This window comes from Streptococcus merionis DSM 19192 (assembly GCF_000380085.1).
Classification (GTDB): domain Bacteria; phylum Bacillota; class Bacilli; order Lactobacillales; family Streptococcaceae; genus Streptococcus; species Streptococcus merionis.
Map to the genome: position 1 here is coordinate 83,509 of NZ_KB904558.1, position 26,102 is coordinate 109,610.

31 protein-coding genes and 1 CRISPR repeat array are annotated in these 26,102 nt (G+C 43.4%); of the genes, 10 read left to right on the plus strand and 21 right to left on the minus strand.

What is annotated here, in order from left to right:
* Window positions 1–31: 31 nt before the first annotated feature.
* The 5 genes from rsmI to A3I5_RS0109685 all read right to left on the minus strand — a co-directional run bounded on the left by rsmI (window position 32) and on the right by A3I5_RS0109685 (window position 3,753).
* Window positions 32–901, minus strand: a complete 870-nt coding sequence (rsmI, locus tag A3I5_RS0109665) for a 16S rRNA (cytidine(1402)-2'-O)-methyltransferase (RefSeq protein WP_026217031.1) — start codon at window positions 899–901, stop codon at window positions 32–34.
* A gap of 6 nt (window positions 902–907) precedes the next feature.
* A complete protein-coding gene (yabA, locus tag A3I5_RS0109670) occupies window positions 908–1,231 on the minus strand; it encodes a DNA replication initiation control protein YabA (protein WP_018374406.1) in 324 nt (107 codons plus the stop codon).
* A 26-nt stretch (window positions 1,232–1,257) separates the two neighbouring features.
* Complete coding sequence (locus tag A3I5_RS0109675; RefSeq protein WP_018374407.1) at window positions 1,258–2,145, minus strand: DNA polymerase III subunit delta'; 888 nt, start codon at window positions 2,143–2,145, stop codon at window positions 1,258–1,260.
* 3 nt (window positions 2,146–2,148) lie between these two features.
* A complete protein-coding gene (gene tmk, locus A3I5_RS0109680; protein ID WP_018374408.1) occupies window positions 2,149–2,781 on the minus strand; it encodes a dTMP kinase in 633 nt (210 codons plus the stop codon).
* Window positions 2,782–2,874: 93 nt separating this feature from the next.
* Window positions 2,875–3,753 (minus strand): sulfite exporter TauE/SafE family protein, encoded by an 879-nt coding sequence (locus tag A3I5_RS0109685; RefSeq protein ID WP_018374409.1) that lies wholly within the window; start codon window positions 3,751–3,753, stop codon window positions 2,875–2,877.
* Between the two features lie 368 nt (window positions 3,754–4,121).
* Between A3I5_RS0109685 and A3I5_RS0109690 the strand changes: the two genes are divergently transcribed.
* From A3I5_RS0109690 to A3I5_RS0109700, 3 genes are read left to right on the plus strand one after another with little or no spacing between them, the layout of a single operon-like run.
* On the plus strand, window positions 4,122–4,529 hold the full coding sequence (locus tag A3I5_RS0109690) for a GNAT family N-acetyltransferase (protein ID WP_018374410.1): 408 nt from the start codon (window positions 4,122–4,124) through the stop codon (window positions 4,527–4,529).
* 4 nt (window positions 4,530–4,533) lie between these two features.
* Entirely contained in the window at window positions 4,534–5,133 is a 600-nt protein-coding gene (locus A3I5_RS0109695; RefSeq protein ID WP_018374411.1) for a Type 1 glutamine amidotransferase-like domain-containing protein, read from the plus strand.
* Between the two features lie 10 nt (window positions 5,134–5,143).
* Window positions 5,144–6,400, plus strand: coding sequence for a hydroxymethylglutaryl-CoA reductase, degradative (locus A3I5_RS0109700; protein ID WP_018374412.1), 1,257 nt, complete (start codon window positions 5,144–5,146; stop codon window positions 6,398–6,400).
* A gap of 241 nt (window positions 6,401–6,641) precedes the next feature.
* On the opposite strand, the gene A3I5_RS0109705 is transcribed toward A3I5_RS0109700, so the two are convergent.
* The 4 genes from A3I5_RS0109705 to A3I5_RS0109720 all read right to left on the minus strand — a co-directional run bounded on the left by A3I5_RS0109705 (window position 6,642) and on the right by A3I5_RS0109720 (window position 9,358).
* Window positions 6,642–6,917 (minus strand): HU family DNA-binding protein, encoded by a 276-nt coding sequence (locus A3I5_RS0109705; RefSeq protein ID WP_018374413.1) that lies wholly within the window; start codon window positions 6,915–6,917, stop codon window positions 6,642–6,644.
* A gap of 201 nt (window positions 6,918–7,118) precedes the next feature.
* Complete coding sequence (locus A3I5_RS0109710) at window positions 7,119–7,709, minus strand: YpmS family protein (RefSeq protein ID WP_018374414.1); 591 nt, start codon at window positions 7,707–7,709, stop codon at window positions 7,119–7,121.
* A complete protein-coding gene (locus A3I5_RS0109715) occupies window positions 7,678–8,526 on the minus strand; it encodes an SGNH/GDSL hydrolase family protein (RefSeq protein WP_018374415.1) in 849 nt (282 codons plus the stop codon). Before A3I5_RS0109715 ends, A3I5_RS0109710 begins: the two co-directional genes overlap by 32 nt.
* Complete coding sequence (locus A3I5_RS0109720; RefSeq protein ID WP_018374416.1) at window positions 8,519–9,358, minus strand: DegV family protein; 840 nt, start codon at window positions 9,356–9,358, stop codon at window positions 8,519–8,521. Before A3I5_RS0109720 ends, A3I5_RS0109715 begins: the two co-directional genes overlap by 8 nt.
* Window positions 9,359–9,813: 455 nt before the next feature.
* Here A3I5_RS0109720 and rlmD point away from each other — a divergent pair, with 455 nt between their 5' ends.
* The 7 genes from rlmD (at window position 9,814) to A3I5_RS0109755 (ending at window position 15,339) form a co-directional block, all read left to right on the plus strand.
* Window positions 9,814–11,175, plus strand: a complete 1,362-nt coding sequence (gene rlmD, locus A3I5_RS0109725; RefSeq protein WP_018374417.1) for a 23S rRNA (uracil(1939)-C(5))-methyltransferase RlmD — start codon at window positions 9,814–9,816, stop codon at window positions 11,173–11,175.
* 10 nt (window positions 11,176–11,185) lie between these two features.
* Window positions 11,186–11,548, plus strand: coding sequence for a hypothetical protein (locus tag A3I5_RS0109730; RefSeq protein WP_018374418.1), 363 nt, complete (start codon window positions 11,186–11,188; stop codon window positions 11,546–11,548).
* A 249-nt stretch (window positions 11,549–11,797) separates the two neighbouring features.
* On the plus strand, window positions 11,798–12,913 hold the full coding sequence (locus A3I5_RS0109735) for a helix-turn-helix domain-containing protein (protein ID WP_018374419.1): 1,116 nt from the start codon (window positions 11,798–11,800) through the stop codon (window positions 12,911–12,913).
* Window positions 12,914–12,932: 19 nt separating this feature from the next.
* Window positions 12,933–13,142 carry a PLDc N-terminal domain-containing protein gene (locus A3I5_RS0109740; protein ID WP_018374420.1) on the plus strand — a complete coding sequence of 70 codons (210 nt, stop codon included), beginning with the start codon at window positions 12,933–12,935 and terminating at the stop codon, window positions 13,140–13,142.
* Entirely contained in the window at window positions 13,142–14,047 is a 906-nt protein-coding gene (locus A3I5_RS0109745) for an ABC transporter ATP-binding protein (RefSeq protein WP_018374421.1), read from the plus strand. The genes A3I5_RS0109740 and A3I5_RS0109745 overlap by 1 nt, the downstream gene beginning before the upstream one ends.
* The gene (locus A3I5_RS0109750; RefSeq protein ID WP_018374422.1) at window positions 14,044–14,799 is read left to right on the plus strand and encodes an ABC transporter permease; all 756 of its coding nucleotides are present in this window, start codon (window positions 14,044–14,046) and stop codon (window positions 14,797–14,799) included. Before A3I5_RS0109745 ends, A3I5_RS0109750 begins: the two co-directional genes overlap by 4 nt.
* Window positions 14,800–14,856: 57 nt before the next feature.
* A complete protein-coding gene (locus A3I5_RS0109755; protein WP_018374423.1) occupies window positions 14,857–15,339 on the plus strand; it encodes an NUDIX domain-containing protein in 483 nt (160 codons plus the stop codon).
* 533 nt (window positions 15,340–15,872) lie between these two features.
* On the opposite strand, the gene A3I5_RS0109765 is transcribed toward A3I5_RS0109755, so the two are convergent.
* The 12 genes from A3I5_RS0109765 to cas2 all read right to left on the minus strand — a co-directional run bounded on the left by A3I5_RS0109765 (window position 15,873) and on the right by cas2 (window position 26,096).
* Entirely contained in the window at window positions 15,873–16,385 is a 513-nt protein-coding gene (locus tag A3I5_RS0109765; protein WP_018374425.1) for a tRNA (cytidine(34)-2'-O)-methyltransferase, read from the minus strand.
* Window positions 16,386–16,849: 464 nt separating this feature from the next.
* On the minus strand, window positions 16,850–17,098 hold the full coding sequence (gene yidD / locus A3I5_RS12440) for a membrane protein insertion efficiency factor YidD (RefSeq protein WP_083903332.1): 249 nt from the start codon (window positions 17,096–17,098) through the stop codon (window positions 16,850–16,852).
* Window position 17,099: 1 nt separating this feature from the next.
* Window positions 17,100–17,822 (minus strand): pseudouridine synthase, encoded by a 723-nt coding sequence (locus A3I5_RS0109775; RefSeq protein WP_018374427.1) that lies wholly within the window; start codon window positions 17,820–17,822, stop codon window positions 17,100–17,102.
* 96 nt (window positions 17,823–17,918) lie between these two features.
* Window positions 17,919–18,563: an SMC-Scp complex subunit ScpB gene (scpB, locus tag A3I5_RS0109780; RefSeq protein WP_018374428.1), complete on the minus strand. Its 645-nt coding sequence runs from the start codon at window positions 18,561–18,563 to the stop codon at window positions 17,919–17,921.
* Complete coding sequence (locus A3I5_RS0109785; protein WP_018374429.1) at window positions 18,547–19,266, minus strand: segregation/condensation protein A; 720 nt, start codon at window positions 19,264–19,266, stop codon at window positions 18,547–18,549. The genes scpB and A3I5_RS0109785 overlap by 17 nt, the downstream gene beginning before the upstream one ends.
* Before the next feature lie 575 nt (window positions 19,267–19,841).
* A complete protein-coding gene (gene xerD, locus A3I5_RS0109790; protein ID WP_018374430.1) occupies window positions 19,842–20,585 on the minus strand; it encodes a site-specific tyrosine recombinase XerD in 744 nt (247 codons plus the stop codon).
* Window positions 20,572–21,042 (minus strand): cyclic-di-AMP-binding protein CbpB, encoded by a 471-nt coding sequence (gene cbpB / locus A3I5_RS0109795; RefSeq protein WP_018374431.1) that lies wholly within the window; start codon window positions 21,040–21,042, stop codon window positions 20,572–20,574. Before cbpB ends, xerD begins: the two co-directional genes overlap by 14 nt.
* Window positions 21,039–21,554 carry a metallophosphoesterase gene (locus tag A3I5_RS0109800; RefSeq protein ID WP_018374432.1) on the minus strand — a complete coding sequence of 172 codons (516 nt, stop codon included), beginning with the start codon at window positions 21,552–21,554 and terminating at the stop codon, window positions 21,039–21,041. The genes cbpB and A3I5_RS0109800 overlap by 4 nt, the downstream gene beginning before the upstream one ends.
* Window positions 21,548–22,522, minus strand: a complete 975-nt coding sequence (locus tag A3I5_RS0109805; RefSeq protein WP_018374433.1) for a nucleoside-triphosphate diphosphatase — start codon at window positions 22,520–22,522, stop codon at window positions 21,548–21,550. Before A3I5_RS0109805 ends, A3I5_RS0109800 begins: the two co-directional genes overlap by 7 nt.
* Complete coding sequence (gene racE / locus A3I5_RS0109810) at window positions 22,519–23,313, minus strand: glutamate racemase (RefSeq protein WP_018374434.1); 795 nt, start codon at window positions 23,311–23,313, stop codon at window positions 22,519–22,521. Before racE ends, A3I5_RS0109805 begins: the two co-directional genes overlap by 4 nt.
* Before the next feature lie 50 nt (window positions 23,314–23,363).
* Window positions 23,364–23,600 (minus strand): YneF family protein, encoded by a 237-nt coding sequence (locus A3I5_RS0109815; RefSeq protein ID WP_018374435.1) that lies wholly within the window; start codon window positions 23,598–23,600, stop codon window positions 23,364–23,366.
* A 240-nt stretch (window positions 23,601–23,840) separates the two neighbouring features.
* A CRISPR array of direct repeats spans window positions 23,841–25,655; the repeat unit is 32 nt; unit sequence ATTTCAATCCACGCACCCGCGAAGGGTGCGAC.
* A gap of 147 nt (window positions 25,656–25,802) precedes the next feature.
* Entirely contained in the window at window positions 25,803–26,096 is a 294-nt protein-coding gene (gene cas2, locus A3I5_RS0109820) for a CRISPR-associated endonuclease Cas2 (RefSeq protein ID WP_018374436.1), read from the minus strand.
* Window positions 26,097–26,102: the final 6 nt, after the last annotated feature.

Here is a 26,102-nt window from a genome sequence, read left to right on the forward strand (position 1 = left end):
AAGCCATCATAGCTGTCTGTCTCAGTATCTTTTATGTTAAACCATGAAACTGGTTGTAGACGGTCTGACGGTCTAGTCCATACTGTTTGGCAACAGTCTTGATGGCCTGATTAGGCTTTTTGCCTTGGTCAATAAGGGCTTGAACACTGGCCACGACATCAAGCTCGGCTAAGTCTTCACTAGGAACAAGCTCCTCGCTTGCACCTGACACCACCAACAGGCACTCACCTTTAAGTGGATGCTCGGCCAGATAGTCGAGTATCTCTGTAATCGATCCCCGCTGATACTCTTCATAGAGCTTGGTCAGCTCACGAACGATGACCACTTGTCTGTCGCCATAGATGGCCAACATATTTGCCAGCGTATCAGTCACTCGATAGGGAGAGTCGTAAAAAATCTGGGTTTCAGGATAAAGCCGTTTTTCTTGAAAAAAAGCCTTTTGCTGCCCTGCTTTTCTTGGTAAAAAACCGTAAAAAACATGGGGTTGAGGTGCTAGACCAGAGGCGATAAGAGCTGTAATTCCAGCTGATGCGCCCGGAAGAGCGACGACTGGAATTCCCTCAGCAATCACAGCCTTGACCAAATCATGACCGGGATCAGAAATAGAGGGCAAACCCGCATCTGAAACCTGAGCCAGATGCTTTCCTGCTTTAAGAAGAGCAATCAAATCAGGGATTTTCTCATAGGCATTGTGCTCATGAAAAGCAATCTGACGAGTCTCAATCTTAAAATGCTTGAGTAAGAGACCTGTGTTACGGGTATCTTCAGCAGCAATGAGGTCAACAGCCTTGAGCGTCTCAACCGCCCGAAAAGTCATATCTCCAAGATTTCCGATAGGTGTCGGCACTAAGTAAAGGGTCCCAGTTCCCTGCTCTCCTTTAAAGGAACGTTGTACTTCCACTGCCATCTAGACATCCTCGCGGTAGATAAGTTCTAAGCAAAAGGCACAGGGCTCATCATTATCCCTACGTTGCCCAAAGAAATCCTTACAGATGTGAAACCCATCATCGTAAATTTTTTCCAGATTGCTGGTGTTGCGAACTAGTTTAACATCTTCTGCTGTCTCTAATTGTTGTAAATGCTCGCGCAGTTTGTCGTTTTCTAATCTGAGTGCTGTATTTTCTTGAGCCAAGTCCTGCAAATGAGCCTTGATGGACTCAACTTCTGCTAGAGTCAACATCAAATTCTGGGAAAATGTCTCTAGGGCGTTAAATAATTCTCGTTTGTCCATACTATTTCTTTTCTATTTCTATTATCTCACGCTGTCAAAATCATGTATTCTAAAGCGTTTTGCAGGCTGACATTAGCCTGCCACATGAGCCTTACTTCTAGGAGCTGACTCAGTCCTTCCTGCGCCTTTTTCGTTGGCATCGCCTTAGCTAAAAGCAAGGTCAAAAGGTCAAATAATTGCCCTTGCTCTGCTTTATCAGAGGGAAGACTTGACAATTTGGCCGTGGTCAGATATGCCATCGCATCGCCTGCCAAATAGCGTTCAATCCATGTCTCTGCGACACTTAGCGTTTCCATAAAATGACTATTTTGTCCCAAAGCCAAAGCCTGATCCAAAGTTGGACACAAATCTGACAAGAGCTGAGCTTGTGTCTTAAGTAGGCCAGCTGCCTCTAATTCTTCCTGCATCAGTGCTTGATTTTTAGGAAAATGAAAGATCTGACAACGACTCTTAATAGTTGGCAAAACAGCTGTCTCCTGATCGGTCAAAAGAAAAATATTGACCTTGCTTTGAGGTTCCTCAATAAACTTGAGTAGGCTATTTGCTGCATTGACATGCATCTTATCAGCGCCTTCAATGATCAATAGTTGATGATCTGTCTCAAATCCCGATTGGACAAAGTCCTGCATGACCTCACGCACTAGATCGGTCTTGATGATATTATTAGTCGGGGTCAAACGCTTGACATCTGAAAACTCATCGGCTTCAATCAAGCGACAAGCTCGGCAAATCTGGCAAGGCAGGCTATCAAGAGGTGCTTCACAATAACTAGCCTGAGCCAGCATAACAGCCATGTCTAGACTTGCAAAAGCACCTGTGAAGAGGTAAGCGTGGGCTAGTTTTCCTGCCTGCAAAATCTGTTGAAACTCGTCAAATAACTTGGGCTGCTGGCGCTTTAAGATTTCTAATTTCATAGGCTAGTCCTTAAAAAAGCGCGTTTCAATGACTGACCAAGCGTCAGCTACTACTTGCTCCAAGGGCTGGCTGGCATCAATTTTGACCAGACGATCGGGCTGCTTGTTCAAAATGGAAAGATAGCCTTCTCGCACTCGCTGGTGCAGGCCAAGGCTCTCCATATCCAAACGATTGACCTCATGACCGCGGGTCTGAGCGATCCTTGCCAAGCCTTCTTCCACATCAATGTCAAAATAGAGGGTTAGATCAGGTACTAGACCATCTGTCGCAAAATGGTTTAGCCAGTCAATATCTGCTGGATTCAGACCTCGTCCAAAGCCCTGATAAGCCACAGAAGAATCAATAAAACGATCGACCAAGAGAATGTTCCCTGCTTCCAAAGCTGGCTCAATCCGTTCTTTCAAATGCTGCCGACGAGCGGCGATATAAAGCAAGAGCTCAGTCTTATCGTCCATACCGGTGTGTTCTGGATTCAAGATCACTTCACGGATTTTCTCCGCAATTGGCACTCCTCCAGGCTCCCGAGTCGTCACTACCTTGCCATAATCTGCCAATCTTGGCAGCAGCTGAGTGATTACGCTGGTCTTGCCTGCTCCATCTGGCCCTTCCACTGAAATAAAAATTCCCTTTTGCATGTCATTTCCTTTTCTCTACACGATTATGATCTTTTCTATTGTACCATTTCAGAGAAGATTTTACCTCATCGAGGCAATGCTTCGCAAAATTTTTCAGCGCCTTAAAAGAGATGCGCGCAATAACATTATCCCTGTATAAAATGCAATGAAAATCACTAAAATTTTCAGATGATTGATGTCTAGACTAGTCAGAAAAACAGCTGCTGTCAGAACTCCAACAACACCTCCAACAATAATCCCCAGTACACCTGGCCAATGAACCCGATCTGACTGGATAAATTGCTTAGCCCCCGCGGCCATGATCATCGCCGCATTTAGCATCATCACAGGAAGAGCCACAGATGGATTAATGCCCATAAGAGAAAAGAAAATCAACTCAGGCGCATAATTACCAAGTCCCATCGTCATGAGGAGGCCGACTAAAAAGTCAAAAGCCATCCCGATAACAAGCCAAATTCCAGAAAGTCCGCGAATTTCCTCTGATAATCCCGTACCCGGATTAGTTAGAAAGCGATAAACCATGAAGCAAGCTGCCACAATTAACAAAAAACCTAAAATCCGCTGCACCTGCTTAGTGTCCCAACTCTTAGTGATACGAGCCCCCACAAACGCACCTGCAAAGGCCGAGGACGCCATGCAAACAAGGGTCGTGATATCAACCTTGACAATGGTGATAAAGCACAGTGCCTCAACCATCACTGGAATCACATGGGCTGTCGTCAGAGTTGCAGGAATTTTACGGTCATCGTCTACCAACTTGGTCACCTTAAACAAAGTCGTTGTCGTCGCAAAGGTCCCGATACCAAGCGTGTCTAGAAGATCTGTCACAAAGCCAATCCACAGCCCTGTCCAGAAGCGCTCTTTCAAATTAATGTTCTGCTTTTGAGTATGTTGCCAAATCATCCATGCTACCCAGATAATCAGCGCAACTAAGAGAAATTGAATACTTCGTAGGATAAGTTCATTTGTCATTGTTTCATTTTAAGCTAAATCCCCTTATTTGTAAAGTTACTTTCACTATCTTGGATTCTCTTTTGATAACAATGTTCTATAAGGCGAGCGTATGGTATAATAGCTTTAGCAAGAAACACAGCCTTCTGTTTGTAAACAACTGTATTCACAAGTAAGAGCTCTTGGTTCAGGAAATTCTTTTTCGATCATCAGGAAAGCTTTTGGAAGGAGTACTTGATAGCATTTAAAAACGCACGTTGAGTGGTAGAAAAACAACCGCTGGACAGGCTAGTTCTAAAATGCTCAACTTTCCCTCAAAAATCGTTGATAATCCTTCTATTTTCAAGACATTTTATGATTTCTTTGCATTTTAAAATAGGGAGAATTCTATGCACTTTAACTCTTTTGACTACACAGATTTTAGCGAAGCAATTAAACACCTTTATGCTAGTGTCGGCTGGACCAGCTACCTGAAAGACGAAAGCCTCTTGCCGTCTGCTTTTGATCAGTCTTTAGATTTGCTCGGAGCTTTTGACAAGGATCAGCTAATCGGCTTTATCCGTATCGTTGGAGACGGTCAACACATTGTTCTCATTCAAGATTTGCTAGTCCATCCTGACTATCAAAAGCGTGGCATCGGAACAGAACTGCTAAAAATAATGTGGAATCGCTATGCCCATGTCCGAATGTTCCAACTTAACACTGACCTTCACGATGTCAAAGCCAACGCCTTCTACCAGTCTCTGGGAATGGTCCCTATCGCAGAGGGGCAAATCATATCGTATTATAGAAAGTAAAACGATGCTATTTCTAACCTCAAATGGACTGACTTCGCCAATGTTAATAAAAGAAGTCCAAAAAACACTAGACCATACTCTATCAGGTCATCGGGCTGCCCTAGTGGTAACTGCCGACCCTGATTACAAAGAGCAAAATTGGCATGTCAAGCCTTGTCAACAGATACTTCAGAATCTGGGATTAACCGTTGATCTTTTTGACCTTGACCAAACCGATGTCAAAAATCTCTTAAACTACGATGTGGTAGAGTGTATCGGTGGTAATCCCTACTACTTCCTGCACCGATTGAACCAATCAATGGCCAAACCCATCTTTCAGCAACTGGCTCAAGCCCCAGACAAGCTCATCATGGCATGGAGCGCAAGCGCTCTAGCTCTTGGACCAAGTCTGAGACTTATCGACCGCCTAACCCCTGAAATGAATAAATGGCTGACAGACCTAACAGGGTTACATCTTTTTGATGATGACCTTTTACCACATTTTGATCAATGTCAAAAACGTTTTAAAAATCTTGACACCATTTTAAAACAATTTGAAAGCGATCTTCACACAAACGTTCGTCCTTTACAGGACGGTGAGGGCTACTGGCCCAACCTCAGATAAAAGGAGCCTTATGACACATTTTTCTGGATTCCATAAAAAAACACGCCTAGAGCGTATAGAACTGCTTAAAAATCAGAACCCCTTAACTGCTGAAACCTACCAAAACTTAGTAGAGGACAACAATCTCCCTGAGAGCACCGCTGGCCAAATGACTGAAAACCATATCGGCACTTTTGCCCTTCCTATGAGTGCGGTGCCTGATTTTCTGGTCAACAGCCAAGCATATCAGCTGCCTCTCGTCACGGAGGAACCTTCGGTGGTTGCGGCGTTAAATTATGCTAATAAAATCATCAGCAAATCAGATGGCTTTTCGACTCAAGTGCATGAACGCCTGATGATCGGCCAAGTAGCCCTCTATGATGTCCCCGATTTATCAGAAGCACTCTACCAGATTGCCCAGCATGAACAAGATATTTTAAACCTAGCTGACGCGGCACACCCGTCCATTGTCAAGAGAGGCGGCGGCGCCAGATATCTCCGCACAGAAGTCAAGGAAGACTTTCTCATCGTCTACCTCCATGCTGATGTCCAAGAAGCCATGGGCGCCAATATTCTCAATAACATGCTAGAAGGTATCAAGCCTTATTTGACGGAGCTGACAGGTGCTCAAGCCCTCATGGCCATCCTGTCCAATTACGCGACCGCCTCTCTAGTCACAGCCAGCTGTCGTTTGAACGTCAATACTATTTCTGGTGGTCTTGAGACTGCTCAAAAAATCGTCAAAGCTAGTCGTCTAGCTCAGGTAGATCCCTATCGGGCAGCAACTCACAATAAAGGAATTTTTAATGGCATTGATGCTGTCGTAATGGCAACAGGAAATGATTGGCGAGCCATTGAAGCAGGTAGTCACGCCTATGCCTGTCAAGATGGACAGTACCGAGGACTAGCAAAATGGACGCTAGACGGAGAATGTCTCATGGGCCAGCTGAGCCTGCCCATGCCCATCGCCACTGTCGGTGGCTCTATTGGCTTAAATCCCAAGGTCAAGGCTGCTTTTGATCTACTAGGCCATCCCAATGCCAAAACTTTAGCTGGTCTAATCGTTGCAACAGGACTCTGCCAAAACTTTGCAGCCCTCAGAGCTCTAGTAACTACTGGTATCCAAGCTGGCCACATGAAACTCCAAGCCAAGTCTTTGGCCATGCTAGCAGGAGCTACGGAAAGCGAAATCGAGCAGGTTGCCCAAAAACTCCGCCAAAGCCAGCACACCAATTTAGCGCAAGCTAAGGCCATACTAGAGAAATTGAGAAAACCAAACATAGACTAAAGTAAGAAAAAATACTTTGTTCCAGAAAATCAAAAACGGATTAGAGAAAGTAGACTTTGCGGTGTATCCCTCAAAGCCTACTACTAGCCAGATTTATTCCTATGTCACCAAACCATTAAAGGCAAATGTAGCAGAAATCATGGAAAACTACTGATTTTATGCCAAAAAAATGCCCCAAAACACAGAAAAAGCCTACTGCACAACGCCGAAACGTTGATACAATAGGCTTTTTAAGCTGTTATTATTTAACAGCGTCTTTAAGGGCTTTACCAGCTTTGAACGCTGGAACTTTTGATGCCGCGATTGTGATTTCTTTACCAGTTTGTGGGTTGCGACCCTTACGAGCAGCACGTTCACGTACTTCAAAGTTACCGAAACCGATCAATTGAACTTTTTCACCAGCTGCAAGGTAGTCAGATACTGATGCAAATACTGCATCAACAGCAGCTGTTGAATCTTTCTTAGTCAACCCTGTAGCTTCTGCTACTTTTGCGATCAAATCTTGTTTGTTAGCCATTGTGCTAAAACCTCCAAATAATTTTAATGAGCTATTGCTCTAACATGTACTATCATATCCTAAAAAATGTATTCGGTCAAGTATTAAAGGCGTTTTGACGTCATTTTTGAGGGTTTTATTGAAATTTTTTAAAACGAGAACCTTTTATCTGTGATAAAGTGCTTTTATTATCCTAAATCGTAGGATATTCAGCGTTTTAACTTATTTTTGGAAAACTTCAAAAATCAGCTGATCATTGTACAAATCAATGCTTCTTGCCTTAACAGCCATACCTAATTTATTTTCAATATGCGGTAAATCAACGGTAATCTTTCCTGTTTTAGGATCGATTAAAATGGCCTTAGGCAATTTGTAGTTTTTACTGATATAGTTTAAAATCTCCGATTTTGGCAAAGACAGGGTGCCTGCTGAGACCTCATTGACCTCTAAAATAACAGCTCCTGTCTCATCGCGATAGGGCGAAAAGTAGACATAAAGCGGAATTTTCGCCCCTAAAATTTCATAAAATCCCTCAAAAACGACCCTTTTCTCTGTCAAATAGATAGCGTAAGTAAAGGTCTTAGATTGGTAATTCTTGAGATAACTCTTTAGAGCAAGATTGAGTTGGTCCCTTGTCGTTGAAAATGTCCCAACTTGAAAATTCGTGGTCACTTCTTGAGCAGTCCTATCGGTTTCTCGTGGGCTAGACATTCTCAAAAAGAGAACCGTCATCAGAGCTAACTGAACGCCCACTAAACCAATAAAAAGCCATTTCCAGATATTAATCTTGTTGCCAAATCTGACGCGTTTCATCTAATTTCTCCATAATTGCTGCTTGCATGATTTGATAGCCGATATTATTTGGATGGAAATGATCTCCCTCAAACAGAGCGTCATTAACCACCACTGACTGCCCATTCGCGTTTTCTGTGATTCCTTCCTGCCCGTCAATCCCTCGGTAAAGTCGATCGTTTATGGGCACAAAATAAGCCCTATCGATGGAAGCTAAGGTCTGCTCAGTAACGCTATTCCAATTATCGATAACCGTTTGCATCTCTGTGATCTCAGGAAAATTCAGGTAAAAAGGATTGTAAATCCCCAGCACATAGATCGGTAAATCAGGATTTTCGGCCCGCGCCTGCGTAATAATGTCCCTCAACCGCTGGCTGTACTCTTGGGCGGGTTTTTCGAAAGTATCCACTGTCAGATTTGCAAGATTTTGTCGAATCACCCGCATGACGTCATTTCCACCGACAGTCAAGGTCAAAAGATCTGCCTGAGCCAAGTGTTCTTGCAAATGAATATCTTCTGTCAGTCGCTTTAAAATCTGATTGCTCGTATTACCTGCTACCCCATAATTTTCAACCTGAACGTCATAGCCATATTGCAAAGAGAGGTTGCTTGCCACCAAAGGAACAAATCCTCCTTGGCCGGTTGAATCTCCGACACCTTCCGTCAAAGAATCCCCTAGTGCAACATAGTGAAATGGCTGACGACTGGGCTTTTTCTCTTCTGTCGTTCGTAGTAAAAGTGGCTTTGCTTCTGGAATGAGAGCCTGAAATAGGAAAAAGGCCAAGCCAAAGCTCAGTCCTAATCCTATAAGGCTAGTTAAAAGGCCCCGCTTATTCATAGCGCACCAAGACAGCCCAAGCGTCTTCTCCCGTATGAGTCTGAATGATCGAGCCTGTTTCTAAAACCGAAATCTCCTTAGCGACTAAATGTGATAATCTTTCTTTCATTCCAAGAGCATAATCAGCCATCCCTGCATAGGAAATACCGATTTCAGCAATCTTTCGTCCACCAGCTTCTGCCTGAGAGATGAAAGTATCCAACCACTTTGTAAATGTCTTGGTACCACGGCCTTTTAAAATCGGCTGAAGCTGATGATCAACCATTTCCATTACCACTTTGATGTTTAAAAGCGAGCTCATCATACCAGACACACGGCTGATACGACCTCCTTTTACGAGATTTTCCAGAGTTGAAATCCCTATAAAGAGTTGCGACTTGTTGCGGACTTCTTCAATCTTAGCTAAGATTTCGTCCTTACTAGCGCCAGCCTGAGCAAGCTTGGCCGCTTCAACCACTTGGAATTTGAGGCTTTGGTCGGTAAAGGTCGAATCGACCACCGTGACATCACGGTTGGCGATAAGCCCGCCCTGACGCGCAGCTTCTACCGTACCAGACAGGGCGTGTGAGGTATGAATCGAGATAATTTGGTCCCCTTCCTCGCTAATGGCCTCATAGGTTTCTGCAAAAAGACCAACAGGAGGTTGACTTGTCTTTGGTAACGCCTTGGCCTTCTTCATCAAAGCCAGAAACTCGCCTTCCCTGAGGTCGGCATCTGAATAAAGAACCCCATCAACCATAACTGACAAGGGAACTATCGTAATCTCAAGGTTCTTTACAATCTCAGGTTCAATGCTAATACAAGAATCTGTCACAATTTTAATCTTAGACATGTCATACACTCACTTTCTCATAATTGTTTATATTATATCAGATTTGCTAAAAAAAGACTGTCCCTAGACTTTTATATGGGATAGTAGCTCTTTTCATCAAAGCAAGGCTTTTCTTGTCAGCATTTTTTCAAAGAATAGCACAACAAAAGGATTTGCCATACTGTACCAGTCCTGTGAACAATACTGTTTAAAAACTAGAGGTCAGCTGTAAAAAGGCAAACTTCGTATCTCAGATAATTATTACCCGCTTACTTCTTTGTTAAAGTTTGATTGTTTTGACCTTCTCGGTGATCTCCGCCGTACTGACTATCCATTTCACTCCCCAACGCTAGTTTCACACCAAAACTAGCTTGTAAAAGCAGGTTCTAAGTGTTTCAGAAAAAAACGGTTGCTAGCTCAGCTATTTCCCATCTCTCTCAGCTCGTTTTCCTCCTAAATCGTGCTATAATAGACTTATGAATCTTACCATTAAACAAACCATTCCTCTAAAAATCAAGCGTCTAGGCATCAATGGCGAAGGGATTGGCTTTTACAAGAAAACCCTCGTTTTTGTTGACGGAGCCTTAAAGGGCGAGGATATTCTCTGTCAGGTGACGGCTATTAAGCGAAATTTTGTAGAAGCTCGTCTGCTGAAAATCACTAAACCGTCAAAGTTCCGCGTTGATCCAGCCTGTCCTGTTTATCAAGTTTGTGGCGGCTGCCAAATCATGCACTTGCGCTATGACAAGCAGTTGGATTTCAAAACGGATCTGTTACAGCAGGCTCTGAAAAAATTTCAACCCCAAGGTTACGAGAATTTTGAGATTAGGCCGACCATCGGCATGACAGAGCCAACGCATTATCGAGCGAAACTGCAATTTCAAGTTCGTAAATTCAAGGGCAAGGTAGTCGCTGGCCTCTACGCTCAGAACTCCCACCGTCTGGTCGAATTACGAGACTGTCTCGTTCAGGATGACTTAACCCAGCAAATCATCAATCAAGTAAGCCTGCTTTTGACCCGCTACAATGTTCCCATCTACGACGAACGCAAAATTGCTGGCGTCCGCACAGTCATGATTCGTAAGGCTCACGCTACTAACCAGATTCAGCTAATCTTTGTCGCCTCTAAGCCTGTCAAGCTTGATTTTGTCATTCGAGATTTGAACCAGCAATTTCCACAGATTGAGACTGTTGCCTTTAATCTCAACAAGTCGAAAACCAGTGAGATTTACGGTGACTTCACCAAGATTCTCTGGGGCAAAGAGACGATTGAAGAAGGTGTTCTGGATTACCGCTTTGCCTTGTCCCCACGCGCCTTCTACCAGCTCAATCCCAAACAAACCCAAATTCTCTATAGCGAAGCTATCAAGGCGCTGGATGTCTCACCTGACGATCATCTGATCGATGCTTACTGCGGCGTCGGAACTATTGGACTCGCTTTTGCAGGAAAAGTCGCCTCTATCAGGGGGATGGATATTATTCCAGAAGCTATCGCTGATGCTAGGGAAAATGCTGCGCGATTAGGAGTTAAAAATGCCCTCTACGAGACAGGAACTGCTGAAACCGTTATTCCTAAATGGTACAAAAATGGTTACCGAGCAGACGCCATCATCGTAGACCCTCCGCGGACTGGTCTGGATAGCAAGCTACTTGATACTCTTCTGCGCTACAAACCCCAAAAGATGGTCTATGTTTCCTGCAATGTCTCCACATTAGCTCGCGACCTAGCCCAGCTAGTCAAAGTTTACAACGTCGTCTACCTCCAATCTGTTGACATGTTTCCACACACTGCAAGAACAGAGTGTGTGGTTAAACTGGTACGGAAAAAGAAAGTCTAGAAAGAAAAGCATGCCAAAAAGTAAACTTTTAAAATCCTCTCTCATCATCACGCTGATCGAGTTAAGCCTTGTCGCACTTCTAATGGCTTATCTCTGGTTTGATGCATCATATGGATCTCATGAATATGCCTCAGATACAGCTGGTCACGGCATGGCTATTGCCATTCTCACGATTCCTTTCGCCTATTTCTTTACTTTGAGTGTGATTAATGCACTAGCTTTTATGCTCACTAATAAATGGCTAGCAGGACTTCAAGTCATTCTTTCGCTCGCTCCCCTAGCAACACCCTTCTCACATACCATTATTTTTGCCCTACCACAGATTATTTTGCTCGTTGTTTTTATTCTCAAAAAAAGTACCTCTATTAATTAAAAGCTCGCTGGTTTACATTCACACTGTCGAGCTTTTTTTTGTATAAATAGAGACATTTGAAGTAACTTTGATATAGCGCCACTTTCGACTTGCCTAAGACAGTGATACCTACGTCTCAAATTTTTGTCTGAAAGTATTTGATTTAGCAATAGTTTCCTTGTGGTTGACAAAATCAACAAAAGTCAACTAAAAATCCATTGTTTTTCCAGAAATTCTAATATAAAATGAAAATAGGAAAGAGGTGCGTATATGACTCACAAAATTTCAATTAGCCATAGAATTAGCAAGTATCGAAAAGAGAAAGGAATCACACAAGAAGAATTAGCCAACTTTATTGGCGTCTCAAAGGCCTCAGTTTCCAAATGGGAGATTGGGCACAGTTTTCCTGATATTACCTTTCTGCCACAATTGGCGACCTACTTTAACATTAGCATCGATGAGTTGATGGGCTATGAGCCACAGTTGACTCCTACTGCTATTCGAGAATACTATCAATCTTTAGCAACCGATTTTTCAAGAAAACCGTTTGAGAAAGTTTTAGAGAGTTGCCAAGAATTGATTAAGTCCTATTATTCCTGTTACCCTTTCCTCTTTGCAATGGGGCAACTGCTACTCAATCATTGTCATCTAGCACCTACAATCGATAAGACGGAAGCCACAATTCGTTATGCTCAAAGCCTCTTTCAAAAGATCAAAACGGAGTCAAATGACCTTGAACTTCAAAAGCAAGCGATTTATTTAGAAGCCATTTGTTTGTTACAGCTCAAAGAACCTGAACACGTGATCGATCTTATTGAACACCCTAATACTGCGCTGATGTCCCAAGAAATTCTTCTGGCACAGGCTTATCAGGCTACTGGGCAAATCGAACAAGCTCAAGAAACATTACAGATTGAAATTTACCAGTATTTTTTGACCCTACTACAGCTTTTACAAACCTATCTGTCCCTTACTGCAGACCAACCGAAAACTGTTAGTATGATTGAGAATCGCTTATTAAAATTAATCATTGCTTTTGACCTTGAAAAGCTACATCCTTTTGTCCTTTTCCCTATCTATCTGAAATTAGCTCAAGTTTACAGCACTCATCAAAATATTGAAAAAGTTTTTCATTACCTAAATGAGTATGTCCGTTTAGCCACCTCAAAAATTTTTCCTGTTAAACTGAAGGGCGATTCTTTTTTTACCAAAATAGATGGCTGGTTTAACCAGCTTCCACTTGGCACCCAGCCACCTCAGGATGAAGTTGCTGTCAAAAAATCTCTTTATGATGGAGTGATTCTTAATCCATCTTTTACTAATCTTTCTGAAAATCCTAGCTTTTCTAAACTTTGTCACCGGCTTCAGATACTTTTAGAATCCTAATCCCTATTTGGAGGTTCCTATGAACACATTTGAACGGGTTAAAGAATATCTTCCCTTCCTCGTACCACTGTTCCTTTTACAACTAATCCTAGCTATTGTTGCCGTTATTCATATCCTTAGACACTCTCATTACCGATACGGAAATAAAGTGTTTTGGCTGATCATTGTCATATTTGGACAACTTGTCGGGCCCATTCTTTATTTTCTGATTGGGAAAGGAGATGACTAATGGCAATTTTAGAAATTAGCCATCTGGAAAAGCACTTTGGTGAAAAAAAGATACTTAGCGACCTTAATATTACAGTGCCAGAGCATTCTATCTTTGGTTTTTTAGGTCAAAATGGATCTGGGAAAACAACCACCATGAAATTAATTCTTGGACTCTTAAAAGCAAACAAGGGGACAATTACCGTAAATGGCGAAAAGGTTCAGTACGGTGATACTAAAACAAATCGTTTTGTCGGCTATTTACCCGATGTCCCAGCCTTTTATGATTATATGACTGCCAGAGAATATTTACAACTCTGCGGGCGCCTAACTGGATTATCCAAGAAAAAAACTGAACTAAAAAGTCAGGAATTACTCCAGTTAGTTGGTTTAACCTACGAAAAAAAGCCTATAAAGACATTTTCCAGAGGAATGAAACAACGTCTGGGGATTGCCCAGGCTCTACTCAACGAACCGAAACTCCTCATTTGTGATGAACCGACCTCTGCGCTTGATCCGATAGGCCGTAAGGAAATACTAGATATTCTCTTGGCCGTCAAGGAACAAACCACTATCTTGTTTTCGACGCATATCTTATCTGATGTTGAACGTATCTGCGACCAAGTAGCTATTCTTCACAAGGGAAAAATTGTGCTCAGCAGTACTCTGGATACTTTAAAACGACAATACAGCAGAGATGATTATCAGATCTCCTTTGCTAAGCAAGCCGATCTAGACCGCTTCTTCACTCATCCAGATATTAAAAATTTATGCAATCAAAAATCTAAAGAAGGGCTGGTGCTGCATCTCAAAACCAGTGATGGTCAAAAACTCCTAGAGATTCTGGCTCAAGAAAAACTTCTCCCGTCATCATTTGCTAAGTTAGAGCCTAATCTAGAAACTATTTTTGAGGAGGTGATTCAATGATTACCTTTCTAAAAAAGGAATGGGTAGAGCATCAACGTAACTACAAACTCTTTTTAATGCTCATCATTTTTGCTCTATTTGGTTTTATGAGTCCTCTTATTGCAAAGCTAACTCCCCTTATCATGGAAATCGTTATTGACGGAGTAGATCTTACTACTCTACCAGAACCAACAGCGCTGGATTCTTGGGGACAATTTTTTAAGAATGTTACGCAGACTGGCTTGATTTTTCTTGTCGTCCTGTTTAGTGGAATCCTCACATCAGATTTATCCAAAGGCACCCTAATCATTTTGCTAGCTAAAGGTTTACCAAGATGGTGTGTCATTTTGGCCAAGGGTCTACTCATGATAAGCCTATGGACGCTCAGTCTGATACTCTGTTTTGGCATCGCCTATACTTACACAGTCTTTCTTTTTCCTCAAATATCTCTACCTCATCTTAGCTTCGCACTTTTTTGTCTTTGGCTCTTTGGCATTCTTTTGATGTCATTAATTCTCATAACTTCCGTTATTATCACAAGCAATTATCTCGTCCTGATCGTTATAGGACTCTTCGTAGCTGGACTCCTTGTGCTTAATCTCTTTCCTGGCACACTTTCTTTTAATCCGCTTTCTCTCATTACACAAAGCACAGCATTCTTAACCAATCTGGAAAAACCTAGCAGAATCTTTCCAGCAGTTGTCATCACAATCATCACAATCACCATTTCTTTAGGAGGAGCTGTCCTCTCCTTTAATAAAAAACAACTTTAATTTACCCATGATTATTTTCTAAAGTGTTATACTAAAAGAAAACCAAGGAGGAAATCGATGACCCAAACTATGCGTGAAATGACTTCCATCTACCTTTTACACGATCGCAAAATTCTTCTGCTCTTTCGACAGGGTGGGCGCGTGGTGAACAATGTCTGGGTAGCCGCTGCTGGTGGTCATTTGGAGCCTGAAGAGCTTAATCATCCTTATCAAGGTGCAATTCGTGAACTCGAAGAAGAATTAGGCCTAACCGAAGATTATCTAAAAGAGATGGCTCTGCGTTACATTACTTTGCGTAGTGTTAATGGTGAAATCCGCCAGAATTATTTTTACTTTGCCCAAGTTAGAAATACTGACAGCCTAAACCTTATCTCCAACGAGGGTCAACTTCAGTGGTTTGATCTTGATCAGATAAACCAGTTAGATATGCCTTTATCTGCCAGACTGATTTTGAAACATTACATTGAGATAGGGTGTGAGACAAGCGCTCTTTACGGCGGCCTTGTTCATGGCGATTCTGCTACTTGGGCAGTGCAGTGATTGAGGAAAAATGAAAATAAGGCTTGTTGGCTCAATCAACCTAGTCTCACCTCTACACAGAGGGCTGAGACAGCCATTCTCAAAACCACTGCGAATGCCTCTTTTTTCGAATTAAAACTAAGAGACTGGAACTGATGAACTGCACCCCAATCGTTAGAGTTTTCGTCTAACTTTTGGGGTCTGATCATTTCCCCAGTCTCGTTTTATTTATCGTTTGACACAGTAGTTGTCTGCTTTGTAAAATGCTGATAAATCAATCTTCTACAAACCTAGTCAGCAGTGCTTCATTGGGAGCGGGAAAGAACTCGAGCAATTAAAAAAGAGTTCGTTTTCCCACCCCCGCACAGTTGATTAGGCTAGATTTGGAGTGTAAAACACGAACAAATCTGCCAATCAGCAGTTGTTCATTGGTGCTAAAGCACCTAATGACCTTTGACAGCAAAGCCGATTTCATTGAAACCACGACTTCTTATACGTCATCTTCAACTGTTACATACTTTGGGGCGATGTCATCATGGCTGTCTGTCTCACTCTCATTTTAGTTTATCCTTTTCATAGGTATGCACCAAGTCTAGCCCTGCAAAATTCTGTTGGCGAAGGGCCTCATAGACAATCATACAGACTGTATTGGACACATTGAGACTTCTGACATGCTCATCATTCATGGGAATGCGCAGCGCTTTTTCAGGATGGTCTCGCATGAATTTTTCTGGCAGACCCGTATCTTCTCGACCAAAGATGAAATAATGTTCTTGGCCATCTGAGAAGCACTCCTCCGAGTAAACCTTGGACGCAAACTTAGAAATGAGATGAATCTGTCCCTGGCATCTTTCCAAAAAGTCCACCAAGGAATCATAGAAATAAATGTCCAACTTATCCCAATAATCAAGCCCCGCCCGCTTCATCTTGCGATCATCAATGGGAAAACCCATGGGGCGAATGATGTGTAGAGGGCTATTGGTCGCCGCACAGGTACGGGCAATATTTCCAGTGTTTTGGGGAATTTGTGGTTCAAATAAAACGATGTGATTGCGAGTTTTCGGCATAAATTGATCCTTTTGTTAGTTAGCAATTGTGGGGATTTAGAGGTTTAACCGCTGTCAAAGCGAATGTCAATATTTGCTAGTATCGCTCAGTTAAAACAGCTTTTCTTAACGGCCTTTATATCCACTTTTGAGAAGCCATTGCTCTCGTCCTGCTTCATTTAACGATTTGATAATTATAACAAAAACGACGCCAGTCGGAGTCTAGCTCGGCAACTGGCGTAGTCTGTATTGGTTAACTTAAATCACAACAGGTTTGATGTAAGCCAATCAATTTCTACTTTAGTATACCACTCTGAGGACTGGTGTCAAGGGTTTTTAACTGGATTTCTGAAAAAAAGCTGACTTTCCTCTTTTTTTGCAAAACAAGTCATCCGTACCAATCTTAGAACCTGCAATCTTGACCAAAGTGCTTAAAAATGCTGTTTTCTTAATCATCAAGGCACTTGCTTACTGTGATTCCAATCCTAACTCTTATGATGATTCCAATTTCGTCTCAGACTAAAATGATCAGGCACTGGATCATCTCCTGTAGCACTGAAAGGATGGCAACGGAAAATCCGAGCAATTCCCATCAAAATACCCTTGAAACCATGTTTTTCAATAGCCTCAATCATGTAGTTAGAACATGTTGGCCGAAAGCGACAGCTAGGCGGACTTAGTGGTGAAATCCGCCTCTGATACCAGCGCACCAGGACAATTAGTAACTTTTTCATGCTATTTCTGACGGACAGCCAGCTCATGAAGCTTGGAAATGTCCTTCTTATTGAGGCGACGGAATTCACCTGGACGAAGGCCAGTCAGATCCAGATTGCCAAAGCGTGTGCGAGATAGTTTGTCTACGGGCAAGCCCACAGCTTCAAACATCTTCTTAACCTGATGGTTCCGCCCCTCATGGATCGTCAGCTGTACTACCGAACGGCCTTTAATCGGATCAACCTTGAGAATGTTATAAACAGCTGGTTTAGTTTTCTTACCGTCAACCACAACACCGCGTGTTAGCGGACGCAAATTTTCCTTGTTGGCGATCCCCTTAACACGCGCCACGTAGACCTTGTCAATCTCGTTTCGCGGGTGAATCATCTCATCAGTAAAATCCCCATCATTGGTCAATATCAAAATACCAGATGTGTCCCAGTCCAGACGCCCAACAGGATAAATCCGCTCCTTGACCTGTGGCAACAAGTCAACTACGGTCTGACGCCCCTTATCATCTGACACCGAAGAAATGACACCGCGTGGTTTATTGAGAAGATAGTAGACCTTCTCCTCATTATAAATTGGTGTTCCTTCCACCTCGACACGGTCTCCCGACTTGACTGTCGTTGCCAGATCCCGCACCACTTCACCATTGATTGTGACTAAGCCTTGCTTGACCAGCTCTTCTGCCTTTCGACGACTAGCCACGCCCGCATGAGCGATAAATTTATTGATACGCATATTCTTCTCTTTTTCTTTTTTTTGGAAAATAGCAAAGCAGATTAGTTTGACTGATCTGCCAACTTTCTCGTCCTGATAAGCTAGTTATCAGACCACCTAATCTACTGACGACTCAAAGAGACCTAACTCTTCCGGTAAATCTGGCTCAGCCAATTCACCAGCTGCTAATGGCTCAGTTTCCTCAGGCGAATCTTCTCGTTCGACAAAGAGCTGGCTCTCTTCCTGACTGAGGTCTAATGCTGTCACTTCTGGCAATTCTTCTAGGCTGTTAATTCCTAAAAAATCCAGAAAATATTCCGTCGTCGCATAAAGACGCGGACGCCCGATAGCTTCTTTATGACCAACGACTTCAATCAGCTCAAATGTCACCAGTTTCGATAAAGCAGAGCTGGAGTTGACCCCACGGATCTCATCGACCTCAAGTCGCGTGATAGGCTGTTTGTAGGCGACGATGGAGAGAGTTTCTAACAGAGCTCGCGACATGGTCTGATTGATAGGTGTCCGTGAAAAACGACGCAGTAAATCTGCATGAATCTCCTTGGTCACCAGACGGTATTTATTGCCAGACTGAATCAACGCCAAACAAGAAAACTCATCATCACGATACTTATCAGCCAGTTTTTCCAACGATTGACTGAGACCTGTTGGAGGCAACTCAAGAACTTCTGCCATCTGGCGTAAGCTCAACCCCTCTTCACCTGCAATAAAGAGCAGAGCTTCAATTTCAGCTAATCGGTTCATAGCTCACCTTTCTCAAATAAACTTGTCCGAATACTTCCTCTTGGACTGCGGTAATGACCTGAGTTTTAATCAGCTCCAGCGTCGCCAAAAACATGGTAATCAGCTCATTCATAGATTGACTGACTTGGAAAATTTCTTCCAAACGGACTTCTATTTTTTCCGAAAATTGCGTCTCGATATAGGACATCATATCTTCAATCTTATAGTCATCCGCCGCGATGGTCGTGTGACTGCGCTTAAATTCTGCTTGCTTGGCTGTCATGACTTGTGAGAAGGCCAGAAAAATATCTAAACTAGTCTTATCTTGTTTCAGCGTCACATCCTCATAGACCAGATCCTGCTTAGGTTTAGAGAAATACTGAGCCCTCCTATCATGCTGATCCGATAATTTCTGGCTGAGTAGCTTAAACTTACGGTATTCCTCAATCTGATCAATCAGGTCGCGTTCGGGATCATCTTCTTCAGGAGCCTCAGCAACAACCTTGGGGAGAAGTTTACGGCTCTTAATCAACATGAGTTGACTAGCCATGAGCATATAATCCCCCGCCACTTCTAAGCGCATGGCTTGTAAGGTCGCGATATAGGCCAAATACTGCTCAATCACTTCTGTGATCGGCACATCGTAAATGTCCATCTGGTATTTGGACACCAGATGGAGCAAGAGATCCAGCGGACCTTCAAAATCTTTTAATTTAATATCCATTATTACCAAATATTATTGCCTTGCTGAGGCTGAATCTAAAAAAACAGTCTCAGCAATTTTTATACTAAACAAATGAGACACCGTAATCTAGGAAAAGTGAGTGTGGGTTTGTATCTCGGAGTTGAACACGGTCTAAAAAGCTAAATTTAGCCTCATCTAACTGGAACCGTGGCCGTCTGGATTTTCTTCGATTCCATCTGTGAAAATCCTAGTCATTCTGGCCAGGATGCGTCGATGAGCTGAGGCAAAGTACACAGTCTCATATCATTTATAGTTTAAACAGATCGACGCAGTAGTTGTCTGGTTTGTAAAATGTTGATAACTCACCATTCTACAAATCTAGTCAGCAGTGGTTCATTCGTGCTAAAGCACCTAATGACCTGTGCAGGGGTAAGACTAAGTTGGCACGGCCAACAAGTCTTACTCCCAACCTTGCGGGGGTGAGACGACGAAGTCGATTTCATTGAAATCACGACTTCTGTCTCACTCCCTGACTTACCGCCATTTTCCTACGCTTTTCTTAACGTCCTTTGTAATTTCTACGAAATGGTCAATTTGCCGCTCTCCTCTTTATCTCATCTTACATATTTTTCCAAAGTCACTGCAGACTTGAGCCCTAGATTTTTGGCTACTTTCTCAAGACTGACATCTGATGCTAGCTGACTTAGGATGTATTGTTCTCGCAACTTTTGCGCTGTTAGATGAGCCATGCCAATAGTCTCCAAATAAAGCCGAAGCTGGTTAAACAACCACTGACGTGAATAAGGTTTGCCTCCCTTGGCAAACAGAAAACCAACCTCAGGTAACTCTATTAAATATGGCAAAAGCTTCTGCGGAATCTTCAAAACCCGCTTGTCCTGACCACGCCTAACCGTTAAAATCTGGAAATCCAGATTTAAATGCTCAGCTTCAAGCTGGAGTATTTCACTGGGTTGTAGCCCCATTGTCCAGATAAACAAGGCAAACAGCTGCCCTACAGGACGTTCACTCTTTTGCCACAAAATCGCTAAATCCAACACTTCCGTCTTAGACGTAAAACGAGGACTGACAAGACGGACCTGACTTGGCAGGCTTAACTTGTGAAATTGCTTAATCTGACCAGTTTCATAGAGATAATAAAGAAACTGATTGACTGCTGAAATTTTACGCTTCTGAGCTGTAGGCTTCAAGTCTGTCAAAAATTGCTGGTAGGCCTTAAGCTTAGCAGGTTCAATCTCGCCTTCAACCAGTTGGCGAAACTGCTCTAAGTCGTAACGATAGGCTGACAGGGAGTTTTGCGCTAATTTTTTCTGGTCAAGGAAATCATCAATGGCTGTCATCTTTTTCCTCAATCACATAATCATCTGCAAACTTATGAAGCATGCTGTTGATAGCTTTCAAAATAGCTTTCCGAGTGATGATGCCCTTGAAAAAGCCATCTTGATCCACCACCGGTAAGAAAGACTGATCAATAAGGTCATGCATGACCTGAGTCAAACTATAAAACTCACTAACAACCGCAACATCAGTCTTAACGATACTACTAATGTCCTGATTCAAGTCTTCATCAGAAAGCTCATTTTCCAACTGATAGCGGGTAATCTCCGTCAAACCAATAGTTCCAACGAATTTCCCCTCCTGAGTCACCACAGGCACACGAGAATAGGCCATGTGAGTCAAAACGAGCTTGGCATGATCCATATTGTGCGTGTCAATCAAGACCGCCAAATTCTCAGCAGGTGTTAAAAACGTCTCTTCCTGCGAACGTAAAAATTCTTTAAAATGTGGATTAATCATCGTTTTATATCTCTTGTTAAATCAGGGTAAGGTTGATGGTTACGATCCAAATACTCAATATGGAAGTGGTCTGGATAAATATCCAGTATCGCATAAAGGCGCTCTTGTATGAGGCCACGAGGCTGGCTAATGGAGCCCGGATTGACAAAGAGACAACCATCTCGCATATCTGCTGCGGGCACATGCAAGTGTCCGTAAAGGCAAATGTCTGCACCAGCTTCTTCTGCCCAATAATTCAAGCGAGTCCAACCGTAGTTAATAGCGTAAAGATGGCCATGGGTCTGGGCAATCGTTACACCATCAATGGTCGTTATCACACGCTCTGGAAAAGCTGTCCAGTCACAATTTCCCTTGACCACATGGATTCCGTCCCAAAGACTGTCACTAGCATCTAGCTCCGAATCACCATTATGGAAGAGCGCTGCTACCTTACCTTGATAGCGCGCTTTAATGTCCTCGACAATCCCACGGTCACCATGGGAATCACTCATGATAATAAACCGTGTTACCATGTTGGAAAGACCTCCAAAAGCTTTTTCAGAGCCAGAGCACGATGCGACTGGCTATTTTTTTCTTCTGTAGTTAGTTCAGCCGCCCGTTTTCCCGTATCTGCAACGATAAAGAGCGGATCATAACCAAATCCATGTTCTCCTTTGGCCTCATAGGCAATAAACCCTGGCCAATCAGCCTCAACGACTAAGCTAGCCTTGCCCGGCTTGGCCAACACCAAAGTACAGTGAAATTGAGCCGAACGATCTTTTTGCTCAAAAACAACCGCTAATTCGTGCAGGAGTTTTTGATTATTCGTGTCATCTGTTGCGTCAGGCCCTGAAAAACGTGCTGACCAGACACCAGGTAAGCCACCGAGCGCATCAACTTTGAGACCCGAATCGTCAGCAAGAACCATCTTGCCTGTCATCTCAGCAATGGTCTCAGCTTTCAAACGAGCATTTTCTTCAAAAGTCATTCCCGTCTCTTCTACCTCAGGAAGGTCTGGAAAATCATTGAGGTTCTGCACACCATAACCCAAGTTCGCAAAGAATTCACGAAATTCGTTGGTCTTGCCCTCATTTCGCGTGGCAATTAAAATCATATCTCCTAAGTCCTCTGATGAGCCCGTAAAACTCTCTAACGGCACACCCTCTTCAGGTAAAACCACCTGCAAAAGCTGGTCGTTTTCCAAAACTAAGATGGCACCTTGGTGCTGTTTGACCACAAGATTACGCCCAAAACTCTCATTAATCATCTCGACCGCAAAGCGGATTAATTTAAAAACAGAACTGTAGGTGATGACATGGATATGGATCCCCTTGTCTTCAGAAGACTGTTGATTTTCCAATAATTGCGCTAAATCATGCTGAATTTGAAAATGCACCTCATCATCTACAAAACTTGAGATGTAAGTGTAATCACTAACTGCACCGACAAACCAGTCTAGGTCATCACGATACTCAAAAATCTTTGGGCTTTTCTCATTCATAATTTGACATGCTCCACTTCTATCCTTTGACCGAGCCAGCTTTCAGCCATTTTTTGAAAGGCTTCTGGACTGGCAGTCGTGTAAAATTGATGATGTTTCTCAGCAGCATCTCGTGCTGCATTGATTTCAAAATAATTTAGTAAAACAGATATATCCCGCGCCGTCTCAGCTCCGCTATCAATCAGCTTGACCTCTGGTCCCATAGCATTTTGGATAATTGGACGCAAAAGCGGATAATGGGTGCAGCCCAGAACAAGGGTATCTATCGTTCCCTTCAAAGGTTGCAAGGTCTCGTAGATGATCTTTTTGGCAAGGCTTGAGTCTAGCTCATTGGACTCCACTAAGGGCACAAACCGCGGGCAAGCAAGACTCGTCACCTCAGTATCAGGTGAGAGTGATTGGATTTTCTGCCGATAGATATCTGAGTTGATGGTCATCTGAGTTCCTAGGACACCAATTTTCCCCAAACGACTAGCCTTAATTGCCGCTGAAGCTCCTGGTAAAATCACACCTAAGACTGGAATATCCAGCTCCGCCTTGATTTCCTCCCAGACGACTGAAGTCGCTGTGTTACATGCCAAGACAATCATTTTGACATCCTTGGTCAATAGGAACCTGACCATTTCCCAAGTGTATTTACGAATCTGCTCTGCTGGTCTAGGACCGTACGGTGCACGCGCTTGATCTCCAACGAAAATAACACGCTCATGAGGAAGTTGTCTCATAAATTCACGCACAACCGTCAATCCGCCCACGCCTGAATCTAAAAATCCGATGGGTCTATTGTCCATGCTTTATCTCCAAAAGAGACTGGGCAAAATCCCAGTCCCTTTCACTATCCTTATTTCTTCTTAGTCGCTTCTTTTTGAGAGGCTTTAATTTGACGGTAAACTTGCTGAACCTTGGCTTCACTAGGTTTTTGGCCCATAGAAGACATCATAGCACGCACCGCATCTACATTCAAACGGGGATTTTCTGCAAAGTCTTTTTCAATCTGCTTGCGCACTAAGAAAGCGCCCAAGAATGTTCCCCCAGCCAAGGCAAGGACAATCAATAAAATCGCTAATCCAATATTCATGTTACACAACTCCTAAGTTTTAATCCCTTACATTATACCAAAAATGGAAACGATTTGAAAGCGAGAGACTTACACTTTAGATGATAAATTCAATATATTGACTTTAACGACTATAAGCGCCAAATTCTAAAAAACAACGTATCATCTTTTAACTTTACAGCATAATTTACTAGGCGAAATCACGCGCACCCGCAAAGGGTGCGACCTATCTATGTACGAGTTAGCACAAGTTTACAAGCCATTTCAATCCACGCACCCGCGAAGGGTGCGACAAAACGAGCTGGGAACCTCGCAAAAAGCAACCTAATTTCAATCCACGCACCCGCGAAGGGTGCGACTAAGTTGCAGGCAATGGACAATCTGGCCAAAATATTTCAATCCACGCACCCGCGAAGGGTGCGACCTAGCGCCACCATTTCGAGATCCAGTTGGTACTATTTCAATCCACGCACCCGCGAAGGGTGCGACCCTCGGAGCGACAAGTGCTGGAACTTTGCAGACATTTCAATCCACGCACCCGCGAAGGGTGCGACAAATACCCTGTGTCTATTATACCATAAAGGAGAATTTCAATCCACGCACCCGCGAAGGGTGCGACGGGCCTATGGACGACTTTGCTAGACGCTGGCAAATTTCAATCCACGCACCCGCGAAGGGTGCGACTTGCCACCAAGTGCTTCAATGTATAGCTCATTGAATTTCAATCCACGCACCCGCGAAGGGTGCGACCCAATTCGCATCAGCTACATCAACGACTTGTTCCATTTCAATCCACGCACCCGCGAAGGGTGCGACATGACTTATCAAATAAAAAATATCGTAAGACCCATTTCAATCCACGCACCCGCGAAGGGTGCGACATGGTCTAGGTGGTTCATCATCAAAAGCCCCTTATTTCAATCCACGCACCCGCGAAGGGTGCGAAGGTTTAGTCTGTTTTTAACCTAGTTCGAATAGTATTTCAATCCACGCACCCGCGAAGGGTGCGACGTAGCCTCCTGTGCTATAATGAAGCTATCATTACGGATTTCAATCCACGCACCCGCGAAGGGTGCGACTGTCTATGTCGATTTAGGCTTTAATGTTGGTTCCATTTCAATCCACGCACCCGCGAAGGGTGCGACAGTACGAGGACATCTTTATAGATTATCCGCCAGCAATTTCAATCCACGCACCCGCGAAGGGTGCGACTGTTGATAGTCTTTACTCATGATAGCTGTATCAGGATTTCAATCCACGCACCCGCGAAGGGTGCGACGGTCGGAGTCCTGTCAGTGTTTGCACAGCTAGAACGAATTTCAATCCACGCACCCGCGAAGGGTGCGACACAAATCCTAATGTATCATCAAGATATGTACTTATTTCAATCCACGCACCCGCGAAGGGTGCGACAAGGTAATAGTCTTAGTCTCGTAACGATTACTTTATTTCAATCCACGCACCCGCGAAGGGTGCGACTCAAATCACAGAAATTATCGTCACGTCAGCATTGGATTTCAATCCACGCACCCGCGAAGGGTGCGACGCATTGAGCGATACCTGAGAGCATATACTTGGCCTATTTCAATCCACGCACCCGCGAAGGGTGCGACCGAAGTTTTTCATGGACAAATGGAAATCACTCTTATTTCAATCCACGCACCCGCGAAGGGTGCGACTCAACATGTTTCAAAATAGCGTCTCTTGAATTGATTTCAATCCACGCACCCGCGAAGGGTGCGACGTTTCCCGGACTTTCTGCGGCCATACATCAACCAGATATTTCAATCCACGCACCCGCGAAGGGTGCGACTTTAGATACGCGGTCAATGCTGTACTAGCCACCGCAATTTCAATCCACGCACCCGCGAAGGGTGCGACAAAATGAGTTTCGGAGGTAGTTTATGACACCGAATTTCAATCCACGCACCCGCGAAGGGTGCGACAAAATGAGTTGCGGAGGTAGTTTATGACACCGAATTTCAATCCACGCACCCGCGAAGGGTGCGACTTGATAAGCTGGGTTAATTGAACTTATAAAATCATTTCAATCCACGCACCCGCGAAGGGTGCGACGGCGCGTAGAGACACCGTTTGTGGGCCACATTGGCGATCTAGAAAGCACTTTTTAGCTTCTAAAACTGCAAAAATGACCCATTTTTCCTATTTTTTTGCGCGAACCTCCCGTACTTTTATGAGTAACAAGGGTTCGCAAAGTATTTTTCAAAGGAGCAAAACCCCTATATCAGGATCGTAACTGTCATCGCGTCCCATCGTTTCAACACGATTTTGCCAATTTTTGCCTAACAGGTAAAAGCGGATGCTGTCTGATTCCATATCGATTATTTTGGACAGACGATCTTTAATTTCGACAAATTCAGCTGGTGTCACTGAACATTCAAAAACAGAATTTTGCACGCGCTGACCATAATCAACACATAGTTTCGCAACATGGCGCAGACGCTTTCGACCTGCTGCCGACTCTGTGTTTACATCATAAGCAACCAAGACCATCATCGTAAA

Bases quoted from the DNA above. Each gene is read 5' to 3' on its own strand.
- A3I5_RS0109700 (WP_018374412.1), top strand. From the start codon at position 5,144: ATGACACATTTTTCTGGATTCCATAAAAAAACACGCCTAGAGCGTATA.
- A3I5_RS0109710 (WP_018374414.1), bottom strand. From the start codon at position 7,709: ATGAAACGCGTCAGATTTGGCAACAAGATTAATATCTGGAAATGGCTT.
- A3I5_RS0109705 (WP_018374413.1), bottom strand. From the start codon at position 6,917: ATGGCTAACAAACAAGATTTGATCGCAAAAGTAGCAGAAGCTACAGGG.
- tmk (WP_018374408.1), bottom strand. From the start codon at position 2,781: ATGCAAAAGGGAATTTTTATTTCAGTGGAAGGGCCAGATGGAGCAGGC.
- A3I5_RS0109735 (WP_018374419.1), top strand. From the start codon at position 11,798: ATGACTCACAAAATTTCAATTAGCCATAGAATTAGCAAGTATCGAAAA.
- A3I5_RS0109675 (WP_018374407.1), bottom strand. From the start codon at position 2,145: ATGAAATTAGAAATCTTAAAGCGCCAGCAGCCCAAGTTATTTGACGAG.
- scpB (WP_018374428.1), bottom strand. From the start codon at position 18,563: ATGAACCGATTAGCTGAAATTGAAGCTCTGCTCTTTATTGCAGGTGAA.
- A3I5_RS0109740 (WP_018374420.1), top strand. From the start codon at position 12,933: ATGAACACATTTGAACGGGTTAAAGAATATCTTCCCTTCCTCGTACCA.
- A3I5_RS0109715 (WP_018374415.1), bottom strand. From the start codon at position 8,526: ATGAATAAGCGGGGCCTTTTAACTAGCCTTATAGGATTAGGACTGAGC.
- A3I5_RS0109750 (WP_018374422.1), top strand. From the start codon at position 14,044: ATGATTACCTTTCTAAAAAAGGAATGGGTAGAGCATCAACGTAACTAC.
- A3I5_RS0109745 (WP_018374421.1), top strand. From the start codon at position 13,142: ATGGCAATTTTAGAAATTAGCCATCTGGAAAAGCACTTTGGTGAAAAA.
- rlmD (WP_018374417.1), top strand. From the start codon at position 9,814: ATGAATCTTACCATTAAACAAACCATTCCTCTAAAAATCAAGCGTCTA.
- cas2 (WP_018374436.1), bottom strand. From the start codon at position 26,096: ATGATGGTCTTGGTTGCTTATGATGTAAACACAGAGTCGGCAGCAGGT.
- A3I5_RS0109755 (WP_018374423.1), top strand. From the start codon at position 14,857: ATGACCCAAACTATGCGTGAAATGACTTCCATCTACCTTTTACACGAT.
- A3I5_RS0109775 (WP_018374427.1), bottom strand. From the start codon at position 17,822: ATGCGTATCAATAAATTTATCGCTCATGCGGGCGTGGCTAGTCGTCGA.
- A3I5_RS0109785 (WP_018374429.1), bottom strand. From the start codon at position 19,266: ATGGATATTAAATTAAAAGATTTTGAAGGTCCGCTGGATCTCTTGCTC.
- A3I5_RS0109695 (WP_018374411.1), top strand. From the start codon at position 4,534: ATGCTATTTCTAACCTCAAATGGACTGACTTCGCCAATGTTAATAAAA.
- yabA (WP_018374406.1), bottom strand. From the start codon at position 1,231: ATGGACAAACGAGAATTATTTAACGCCCTAGAGACATTTTCCCAGAAT.
- A3I5_RS0109690 (WP_018374410.1), top strand. From the start codon at position 4,122: ATGCACTTTAACTCTTTTGACTACACAGATTTTAGCGAAGCAATTAAA.
- A3I5_RS0109800 (WP_018374432.1), bottom strand. From the start codon at position 21,554: ATGGTAACACGGTTTATTATCATGAGTGATTCCCATGGTGACCGTGGG.
- A3I5_RS0109815 (WP_018374435.1), bottom strand. From the start codon at position 23,600: ATGAATATTGGATTAGCGATTTTATTGATTGTCCTTGCCTTGGCTGGG.
- racE (WP_018374434.1), bottom strand. From the start codon at position 23,313: ATGGACAATAGACCCATCGGATTTTTAGATTCAGGCGTGGGCGGATTG.
- xerD (WP_018374430.1), bottom strand. From the start codon at position 20,585: ATGACAGCCATTGATGATTTCCTTGACCAGAAAAAATTAGCGCAAAAC.
- A3I5_RS0109730 (WP_018374418.1), top strand. From the start codon at position 11,186: ATGCCAAAAAGTAAACTTTTAAAATCCTCTCTCATCATCACGCTGATC.
- A3I5_RS0109805 (WP_018374433.1), bottom strand. From the start codon at position 22,522: ATGAATGAGAAAAGCCCAAAGATTTTTGAGTATCGTGATGACCTAGAC.
- yidD (WP_083903332.1), bottom strand. From the start codon at position 17,098: ATGAAAAAGTTACTAATTGTCCTGGTGCGCTGGTATCAGAGGCGGATT.
- A3I5_RS0109720 (WP_018374416.1), bottom strand. From the start codon at position 9,358: ATGTCTAAGATTAAAATTGTGACAGATTCTTGTATTAGCATTGAACCT.
- A3I5_RS0109685 (WP_018374409.1), bottom strand. From the start codon at position 3,753: ATGACAAATGAACTTATCCTACGAAGTATTCAATTTCTCTTAGTTGCG.
- A3I5_RS0109765 (WP_018374425.1), bottom strand. From the start codon at position 16,385: ATGCCGAAAACTCGCAATCACATCGTTTTATTTGAACCACAAATTCCC.
- cbpB (WP_018374431.1), bottom strand. From the start codon at position 21,042: ATGATTAATCCACATTTTAAAGAATTTTTACGTTCGCAGGAAGAGACG.